The sequence below is a fragment of the Variovorax sp. YR752 genome, from assembly GCF_943372545.1.
This window is the reverse complement of sequence record NZ_CALRZC010000307.1, coordinates 1-8,108: the sequence shown is the minus strand read 5'-3', so window position 1 is coordinate 8,108 and position 8,108 is coordinate 1. Positions and strand designations below refer to the sequence as shown.

7 protein-coding genes and 1 pseudogene are annotated in these 8,108 nt (G+C 70.8%); 4 read left to right on the top strand and 4 right to left on the bottom strand.

Features of this window, described 5'->3' with window-relative positions:
* Positions 1-117 (bottom strand): annotated as a pseudogene (locus AAG801_RS38225) (IS5/IS1182 family transposase); the annotation flags it as partial.
* Positions 118-222: 105 nt separating this feature from the next.
* Here AAG801_RS38225 and AAG801_RS38220 point away from each other — a divergent pair.
* From AAG801_RS38220 to AAG801_RS38205, 4 genes are all read left to right on the top strand, one after another.
* Positions 223-1,137 (top strand): DMT family transporter, encoded by a 915-nt coding sequence (locus AAG801_RS38220; protein WP_341893113.1) that lies wholly within the window; start codon positions 223-225, stop codon positions 1,135-1,137.
* Positions 1,138-1,163: 26 nt separating this feature from the next.
* Positions 1,164-1,952, top strand: coding sequence for an SDR family oxidoreductase (locus AAG801_RS38215; protein ID WP_341893112.1), 789 nt, complete (start codon positions 1,164-1,166; stop codon positions 1,950-1,952).
* 82 nt (positions 1,953-2,034) lie between these two features.
* On the top strand, positions 2,035-4,035 hold the full coding sequence (locus AAG801_RS38210) for a PAS domain-containing protein (RefSeq protein ID WP_341893111.1): 2,001 nt from the start codon (positions 2,035-2,037) through the stop codon (positions 4,033-4,035).
* A gap of 11 nt (positions 4,036-4,046) precedes the next feature.
* Complete coding sequence (locus AAG801_RS38205; protein ID WP_341893110.1) at positions 4,047-4,493, top strand: response regulator; 447 nt, start codon at positions 4,047-4,049, stop codon at positions 4,491-4,493.
* On the opposite strand, the gene AAG801_RS38200 is transcribed toward AAG801_RS38205, so the two are convergent.
* The 3 genes from AAG801_RS38200 to AAG801_RS38190 form a co-directional block, all read right to left on the bottom strand.
* Positions 4,494-5,408: a DMT family transporter gene (locus AAG801_RS38200; protein WP_341893109.1), complete on the bottom strand. Its 915-nt coding sequence runs from the start codon at positions 5,406-5,408 to the stop codon at positions 4,494-4,496.
* A 36-nt stretch (positions 5,409-5,444) separates the two neighbouring features.
* A complete protein-coding gene (locus AAG801_RS38195; protein ID WP_341893108.1) occupies positions 5,445-6,803 on the bottom strand; it encodes an HlyD family type I secretion periplasmic adaptor subunit in 1,359 nt (452 codons plus the stop codon).
* Between the two features lie 5 nt (positions 6,804-6,808).
* A partial coding sequence (locus AAG801_RS38190) for a type I secretion system permease/ATPase (protein WP_341893107.1) occupies positions 6,809-8,108 on the bottom strand: 1,300 nt, incomplete at its 5' end.

Sequence of the window (8,108 nt, the reverse complement as noted above, 5' to 3'; positions counted from 1 at the left end):
ATGCTCGGCCACGTACAGGATCGCGTTGAGCACCTGCAGATTCGACAAGCTGACGTTGCCTCGCTGCCGAGGCAGGCAGTGCTCGATCTGGGCGAATTGCGCTGCAGTGATCTCCATCGACACAGTGTCAATGCAGAACGACCGCTGCGAAATTGGTGTTAACAGGCCCTAGTCGCCCCACGCCCGCGCGCCGCGGGGGCGCCTCGTAGAATCCTGCCGGCCATGAACTCCCGCGCCCTTGCAGCCGAGCATCCTCCCGCGTCCGTGCTGCCGGGCCTCGCGCTTGCTGCGGCGGGCTCGATCGCCTTCTCGGGCAAGGCGATCATCGTCAAGCTCGCCTACCGGCACGGCGTCGACGCGGTGACGCTGATCATGCTGCGCATGCTGTTCGCGCTGCCGTTGTTCGTGGCGCTGGCCTGGTGGGCCAGCCGCGGCCAGCCAGCGCTGACGCGGCACGACAAGTTCGCCATCCTCGGCCTCGGCTTCAGCGGCTACTACCTGGCGAGCTTTCTCGACTTCGCCGGCCTCGCCTATGTGACGGCCAGCTTCGAGCGCCTGGTGCTCTACCTCAACCCGACCATCGTGCTGCTGCTCGGCTGGCTGCTGTTCGGCCGCAAGGCCACGGGCCGCCAGCTCGCAGCGATGGCGGTCAGCTACAGCGGCGTGATGCTCGTCTTCGCGCACGACCTGCAACTCGCCGGGCGCGACGTCGTGCTCGGCGCGGCGCTCGTGTTCGGCAGCGCCCTCAGCTACGCGATCTACCTGGTCTACAGCGGCGAGGTGGTCAAGCGCCTGGGCTCGCTGCGCCTGACCGGCCTGGCCACCAGCGTGGCCTGCGTGCTGTGCATCGTGCAGTTCCTCGTGCTGCGGCCGATCTCGGCGGCCACCGAGGTGGCGCCGCAGGTGATCTGGCTGTCGGTGCTGAACGCCACGCTGTGCACCTTCGCGCCGGTGCTGATGGTCATGATGGCGATGGAGCGCATCGGCTCCACGCTGACCGCGCAGACCGGCATGCTCGGCCCGATGTCGACCATCCTGATGGGCGTGCTGTTGCTCGGCGAGCCGTTCACCGCCTGGGTGGCGGCCGGCACGGCGCTGGTGCTGGGCGGCGTCTGGCTGCTGGCGCGCTGGCGCTGAACTTCAACTACCGCGGGAGACACGAGATGGATCTGGGCATTGCAGGACGCTGGGCGCTGGTGTGCGCTGCGAGCAAGGGACTCGGCAAGGGCTGCGCGATGGCGCTGGCCGGCGAGGGTGTCAACGTGGTCGTGACCGCGCGCGGTGCCGAGACGCTGAACGCCACCGCGGCGGAGATCCGCGCGGCGTTTCCCGGCGTGCAGGTGGTCGCGGTGGCCGGCGACATCACCACGCCGGAAGGGCGCGCGGCAGCGCTGGCCGCCTGTCCGCAGGTCGACATCCTGGTCAACAACGCCGGCGGCCCGACGCCCGGCGACTTCCGCGACTGGGACCGCGAGGCCTGGATCAAGGCCGTCGACGCCAACATGCTGACGCCGATCGAATTGATGAAAGCCACCGTCGATGCCATGGCCGCGCGCGGCTTCGGGCGCGTGGTCAACATCACCTCTGGTGCGGTGAAGGCGCCGATCGACACGCTGGGCCTGTCCAACGGCGCGCGCAGCGGCCTGACTGGCTTCGTCGCCGGCCTGGCGCGCCAGCCGAAGCTGGCCGCGGCCAACGTGACGATCAACAACCTGCTACCCGGCTGGTTCGACACCGACCGCATCCGCACGACGATGCAGGCGGCGGCGACGAAGAGCGGGCAAAGCGTCGAGGCGATGATCGACAAGCGGCGTGTCGCGATTCCGGCGCAGCGCATGGGCACGGCCGACGAATTCGGCGCCTTGTGCGCCTTCCTGTGCAGCCGCCACGCGGCCTATCTCACCGGCCAGAACATCCTGCTCGACGGAGGTGCCTACCCCGGCACGTTCTGACGCGCGGCGCGGACAAATCGGCGAAAGCCCGCGAATGGTCGGCGGTGTCATTCGTGATAATCGTGGCAACCACTTGCCGGTCATGAGCCACGAGCCGCAGTACAAGGGCATTCCCCCGACGCCCCCGCACGACCCCATCGCCGCGACGCCGCCGACGATCCAGGAGATGGCCGACCTGTTCATGCAGTTCGCGGCGGCCGAGCGCCATGTGCTGTGGGTGATCGACCTGCAGCCGCTGGAGCGCGTGTCCTTCGTGAGCCCGGCCTTCGAGGCGGTGTGGGGCCGCCCGGTGCAGGGCATGTACGACGATCCGAGGCTGTGGGCGCAGTGCATCCACGATGACGACCGTGCAGCCGTGGTCGAGAGCTTCGGCCGCTGGCTGGCCGACCCCGATCATGCGAGCTACGACGTCGAGTACCGCGTCGTGCGGCCGGACGGGTCCGTGCGCTGGATCCACGACGTCGGGCATGTGGGTGGTCGCGCGCGCAGGCCCCTGACGCGCGTCAACGGCATCGCCGAGGACATCACCGAGCGCAAGCAGGCGCAGCTTGCGCTACTGGCGGAGCAGAAGCGCATCACCGCCATTGCCGAGGTGGCGCCGTCGGTGCTGTGCACCTTCCGCCGCGCGGCCGATGGCAGCATCACCTTTCCCTTTGGCAGCGCTCGCGTCGAACAGCTCTACGGCCTGCCGACCGGCACCGTGGCCCGCGACGCGACGCAGGTCATCCAGAACATCCACCCGGACGACGTGGACGAGGTGCGATCGTCGATCAACGCATCGGCGCTCGAGGGCCGGCCGTGGCGGGCCGAGTTCCGCATGGTTCGGGCGGATGGTTCCGAACAGTGGATCGAGGGGCACTCCAGGCCGGTGCCGGAGCCCGATGGCGGCACGCTGTGGCACGGGACGGTGGCCGACATCAGCGAGCGCAAGCGCACCGAACAGGCGCTGCTCGACAGCCGGGCCCGCTTGGCAGCCGTGTTCGAGCACATGACCGAGGGCGTGATGCTGTGCTCGCCGGACGGCCACCTGGCCGGATTCAACGCCGCGGCGCTGGCGATGCACGACATGACGGCCGACACCGCCAACGGCCTGACCACCGATCAGGTGCGCACGATGTACGAGTTGCGCCACCTCGACGGCACGCTGCTGCGGAACTCGCAGTGGCCGCTGACCCGGGTGATGCGCGGCGAGACGCTGCGCCAGCACGAGTTGCGCATCCACCATCGCGAGCAGGGCTGGCACAAGGTGTTCGCCTACAGCGGTGCGCGGGTCGACGACGAGTCCGGCCGCCCGCTGTTCGGCGTGCTGCAGTGCGCCGACGTCACCGGGCGCCGCGCCATCGAGGACGAGGTCGAGCGCATGAACGCCGAGCTCGAGCGCCGCGTCGCCGACCGCACCGCCGAGCTGCAGGCGGCGGTGAAGGAGCTGGAGGCGTTCAGCTACTCGGTGTCGCACGACCTGCGCGCACCGCTGCGCGCGCTCGACGGCTTCTCGCAGGCGCTGATCGAGGACCACGGCGCGGCGCTGCCGGCGGACGGCCAGCGCTACCTCGGCATCATTCGCGACACGGCGCAGAAGATGGGCCAGCTGATCGACGACCTGCTCGAGTTCGCCCGCCTGGGCCGGCAGCCGCTGACGCGCCGGCCGGTCGACGTCGGGCAGCTGGCGCGCCATGCGTACGACAGCCTCGCGCCGCAGTGCCAGGGGCGGCGCATCGAGCTGAGCATCGGCGAGCTGCCGCCCTGTGACGCCGACCCGGCGCTGCTGCGCCAGGTCTGGGTGAACCTGCTGGGCAACGCCGTCAAGTACACGCGGCAGCGCGAGGTGGCGGTGATCGAGGTCGGTCACGGGCTCCAGGGTGATGTCGTCGAGTATTTCGTCCGCGACAACGGTGCCGGCTTCGACATGCGCTATGTGCACAAGCTGTTCGGTGTGTTCGAGCGGCTGCACCGGGCCGACGAGTTCGAGGGCACCGGCGTCGGGCTGGCGATCGTGCAGCGCATCGTGCAGCGGCACGGCGGGCATGTGCGCGCACACGGCGAACCCGGCCGCGGCTCGAGCTTTCACTTCACATTGGGCTGAGGGATCCGGAGATGGCCGTGGCACAAGCCTTCGAGATCCTCATCGTCGAGGACAACCCGCTGGACCTGGAGATGACGCTGCGCGGCCTGCGCAAGGCGAACATCGCCAACCGGATCCACGTCGCACGCGACGGTGCCGAGGCGCTGGAGTTCCTGTTCTGCGAGGGCGCCTATGCCGACCGGCGCATCGAGGACGCGCCGCGCTTCGTGCTGCTCGACCTCAAGCTGCCCAAGGTCGACGGCCTGGAGGTGCTGGCGCGCATGAAGGCCGACGAGCGCACGCGCGCGATTCCCGTCGTCATGCTGACCTCGTCGAAGGAGCAGCGCGACCTGATCGAGAGCTACCAGCTCGGCGTCAACAGCTACATCGTCAAGCCGGTGGACTTCGAGAACTTCGTGCAGGCGGCGCGCGAACTGGGCAGCTACTGGCTGATGCTCAACCAGATGCCGGCGCCCTGATCAGCGCCGCGGCAGCGACGACACGACGATGCCCGCGGCGATCAGCGCGAACGCGCCGGCGTGGTACCAGCTCGGCGCCTCGCCGAGCAGCGCGGCGGACAGCACCCCGGCGAACACCGGCGTCAGGTTGCTGAAGAAGGCGGCGATCGCCGGGCCGACGGTCGAGACACCCAGGCCCCAGGCGCGGTAGGCGATCAGCGACGGCCCGACCGCGACGTAGACCAGTGCCGCGACCACGCCCGGCGACCAGATGATCGCTGCCGGCGACACCTGTGCCTCGACGCCCGCGCCCAGCGTCGCCCAGGCGGTACCGAACAGCACCTGCACGAGCAGGAACTCGGCCCAGTTCCAGGCGGGGCGGTCGTCGCCACGCATCGAGGCCGGCGGCCGCGCCAGCATCCAGCTGTAGACCGACCACAGAGCGATGGCCAGCAGCATCAGCAGGTCGCCGGGCACCAGCGTGACCTGGCGCAGCGTCTCCAGGCTGCCGCGCGAGATGACCAGCGCCACGCCAGCCAGCGACAGCGCCGCGCCGCCGATCTGCCGCGCACCCGGCCGCTCGCCGTAGAACAGCAACCCGGTCAGCAGCATCCAGACCGGCGCGCTGGCGGCGATCAGCGTCACGTTCAGCGGCGTGCTGGTCTGCACCGCGAGGTACTGCAGCGCGTTGTAGCTGCCCACGCCGACCAGGCCGAGCAGCGCGAGGTGCAGCCAGCGCGCGCCGATTTTCCCCGGCGCGCGCAGCACCCGCCAGCCCAGTGGCAGCAGCAGTGCCAGCGCCAGCCACCAGCGCATCGCGTTGAGTGCCAGCGGCGGCACGCTGCCGACCAGTGCCCGGCCGACCACCGCGTTGCCCGCCCACAGCAGGGGCGGCAGGGTCAGCATGAAGGCGATGCGCGGTGTCAGGGCAGACATGCGGCGAGTATCGCCGCCGCCGCTCGCCGGCCGGGTTCAGTGGTCTCTGAACGAACGGCGCGTGGCGTTGATCAGCGGCTCGAGCAGGTAGTCCAGCGCCGAGCGCTCGCGGGTGCGCACGTAGACCTCGGCGCCCATGCCGGGCGAGACGACCGGGTTGCCGGCTCGCTCCAGCGAGGCGCGGTCGAGTTCGACGTGGAGAACGAAGTAGGGTGCGCCGGTCTGGCGGTCGGTCAGCGAGTCGGCCGACACGTAGGTCACCTTGCCGTCGATCAGCGGCGTGTCGCGCTGCCGGTAGGGCGTCAGGCGCACGTCGGCGTGCAGGCCGTTGCGCAGGTCGCCGACCGCGTCGACCGCGACACGCGCCTCGACCAGGCGCGGGCTGTCGTCCGGCACGATGTCCATGATCGGGTCGCGCGGGCCGATGGCGCCGCCCGCCGTGGTCACGCGCAGGTCGACCACGCGGCCGGCCACCGGAGCGACGATCTGCTGGCGGCTCGACGCGTCGCTGGCGGTGCGCAGCTGTTCCTCCAGCTCGACGATCTTGTTGCTGACGTCGCGCAGCTCGGTGCTGGCTTCCTGCGCATAACCGTCGCGCAGGGTGCTGATGCGCAGCTCGAGGTCAGTCGCGCTGCGCTTGGCGCGCGACAGCTCGGCGGCGTTCTCGCCGGCCTTCATCTGGTACTCGGCCGCGGCGCGCTTGAGGCCGAGCACGCGTGTCTTGTTGACGAACTGCTGCTCGAGCAGGGCCTCGTTGACCTGCACTTCCTCCTGCATGTGCTGCAGCGCCATGCGCACCGACTCGGCCTCACGCTCGCGCGCCGCGATCTCGCGCGACACCTCGTCGATCTGCCCGCGCATCTGGCGCATCTGCGCGTCCAGCGCGCTGCGCCGCGTGCTGAACAGGCTCTGCTCGCGCGCCACCACCTCGGCCACACGGGGCTCGGTCAGGCGCTTGCGCCAGGCCTCCGGCAGTCGCCACACCGGTGAGAACTCGCGCTCTGCGTTCAGGCGCAACTGGCGCAGGCGCATCGCGTCGAGCTGCGCGCTGGCCTGGTCGAGCGTGGCGTCGACGCGGGTGTCGGCCAACTCGACGAGCAGCTGCCCGGCGCGCACGGCCTCGCCTTCGCGCACGAGGATGCGCTGCACCGTGCCGCCGTCGCGGTGCTGCACCGTCTTGCGGTTGGTGTCGACCTTGACCAGGCCCATGGAGACGATCGAGCCGGCCAGCGGCGCCATCGTCGTCCAGGCGAAGAAGCCGCCCACGGCGACGACGGTGCAGATCACGCCCCAGCGCACGGCAGCACCGGCGCTGCGGGTCCAGGTGCTGCCGAGGTCGGGCGCGGGGACCGCAGTCGACGAGGTGGCCGGGGAGGGCAGGGTCAGTTCGCTCACGATGTTCAGCTCGCGCGGTTGGCGTGGATGGCGGCCACGCCCGGCGCCGCGGTGGCCTGCTCGGGCTGGCCCTCGGCGGGCTTCTCCTGGCGCACGCCGATGCGTTCGACCATGCCGTCGCGCATCACCATGATGCGGTCAGCCACCGAGAGGATCTGCGTGCGCTGCGTGATCAGCACCACGGTCGTGCCGCGGCTGCGCAGCTCGGCAATGGCGCGCGCCAGCGCCTGCTCGCCGTCGTGGTCGAGGTGGGCATTCGGTTCGTCGAGCACGACCAGGCGCGGGTCGCCGTACAGGGCGCGGGCCAGGCCGACACGCTGGCGCTGCCCGCCCGACAGCCAGCGGCCGCCCTCGCCGACCGGCGTGTCGTAGCCCTGAGGCAGGCGCACGATCATCTCGTGCACCTGGGCGCGCTGCGCGGCCTCGACCACCGAGGCGTCCTGCACCTCGCCGAGCCGCGCGATGTTCTCGGCGACGCTGCCGCCGAACAGCGCCACGTCCTGCGGCAGGTAGCCGACGTGGCGGCCGAGGCGGTCCGGGTCCCACTGCGTCAGCGCCGCGCCATCCAGGCGCACCTGGCCGCCACTGGGCGGAATCACGCCGAGCAGCAGCCGCGCCAGCGTCGACTTGCCCGAGCCGCTGGGGCCGACGATCGCCAGCACCTCGCCGCGGGTGATCTCGACGCTGACCTGGCGGACGATGGCCCGTTGCGAGCCCGGCGGCAGGTAGCTCAGTCCTTCGACGGAGACGGCCCCGGTCGGGTCCGGCAGCGCGGCGAAGCGGCTCTGCGTCTCCTGGCCGACCAGTTCCTGCAGCCGGCGCCAGGCCACGCGCGCCTCGACCAGCTGCTTCCACTGTGCGATCAGCGACTCGACCGGCGCCAGCGCACGGCCGAGGATGATGGTCACCGCGATCATCACGCCCGGCGTGGCCTGCTGCTGGATGACCAGCCAGGCGGCGACGGCCATCATCAGCACCTGCACCGACTGGCGGAAGAAGCGCGTCATCGAGCCGATCGTGCCGGCGATGCGCTGGATGCCGAGTTGCTGCGACTGCAGCTGGCCGCTGAGCGACTCCCAGCGGCGCGACATCGCCGGCGCCATGCCGAGCGCGCGCACCACGTCGGCGTTGCGCAGTGCGGCGTCGACGAACTGCCCGGCGTCGCGCATCTGCTGCTGAGCGCGCTCCAGCGACTGGCGCGTGGCGCGCTCGTTCAGCCAGGTCAGCAGCACCAGCAGCAGTGCGCTGGCCAGGGCGATGGCGCCGAGCAGCGGGCTGAACAGCGCGATCAGCGCGATGTAGACG

What these genes read in the sequence shown, in the direction of transcription:
- AAG801_RS38205 (WP_341893110.1), top strand. Translation starts at nt 4,047, where the DNA reads ATGGCCGTGGCACAAGCCTTCGAGATCCTCATCGTCGAGGACAACCCG.
- AAG801_RS38210 (WP_341893111.1), top strand. Translation starts at nt 2,035, where the DNA reads ATGAGCCACGAGCCGCAGTACAAGGGCATTCCCCCGACGCCCCCGCAC.
- AAG801_RS38215 (WP_341893112.1), top strand. Translation starts at nt 1,164, where the DNA reads ATGGATCTGGGCATTGCAGGACGCTGGGCGCTGGTGTGCGCTGCGAGC.
- AAG801_RS38220 (WP_341893113.1), top strand. Translation starts at nt 223, where the DNA reads ATGAACTCCCGCGCCCTTGCAGCCGAGCATCCTCCCGCGTCCGTGCTG.
- AAG801_RS38200 (WP_341893109.1), bottom strand. Translation starts at nt 5,408, where the DNA reads ATGTCTGCCCTGACACCGCGCATCGCCTTCATGCTGACCCTGCCGCCC.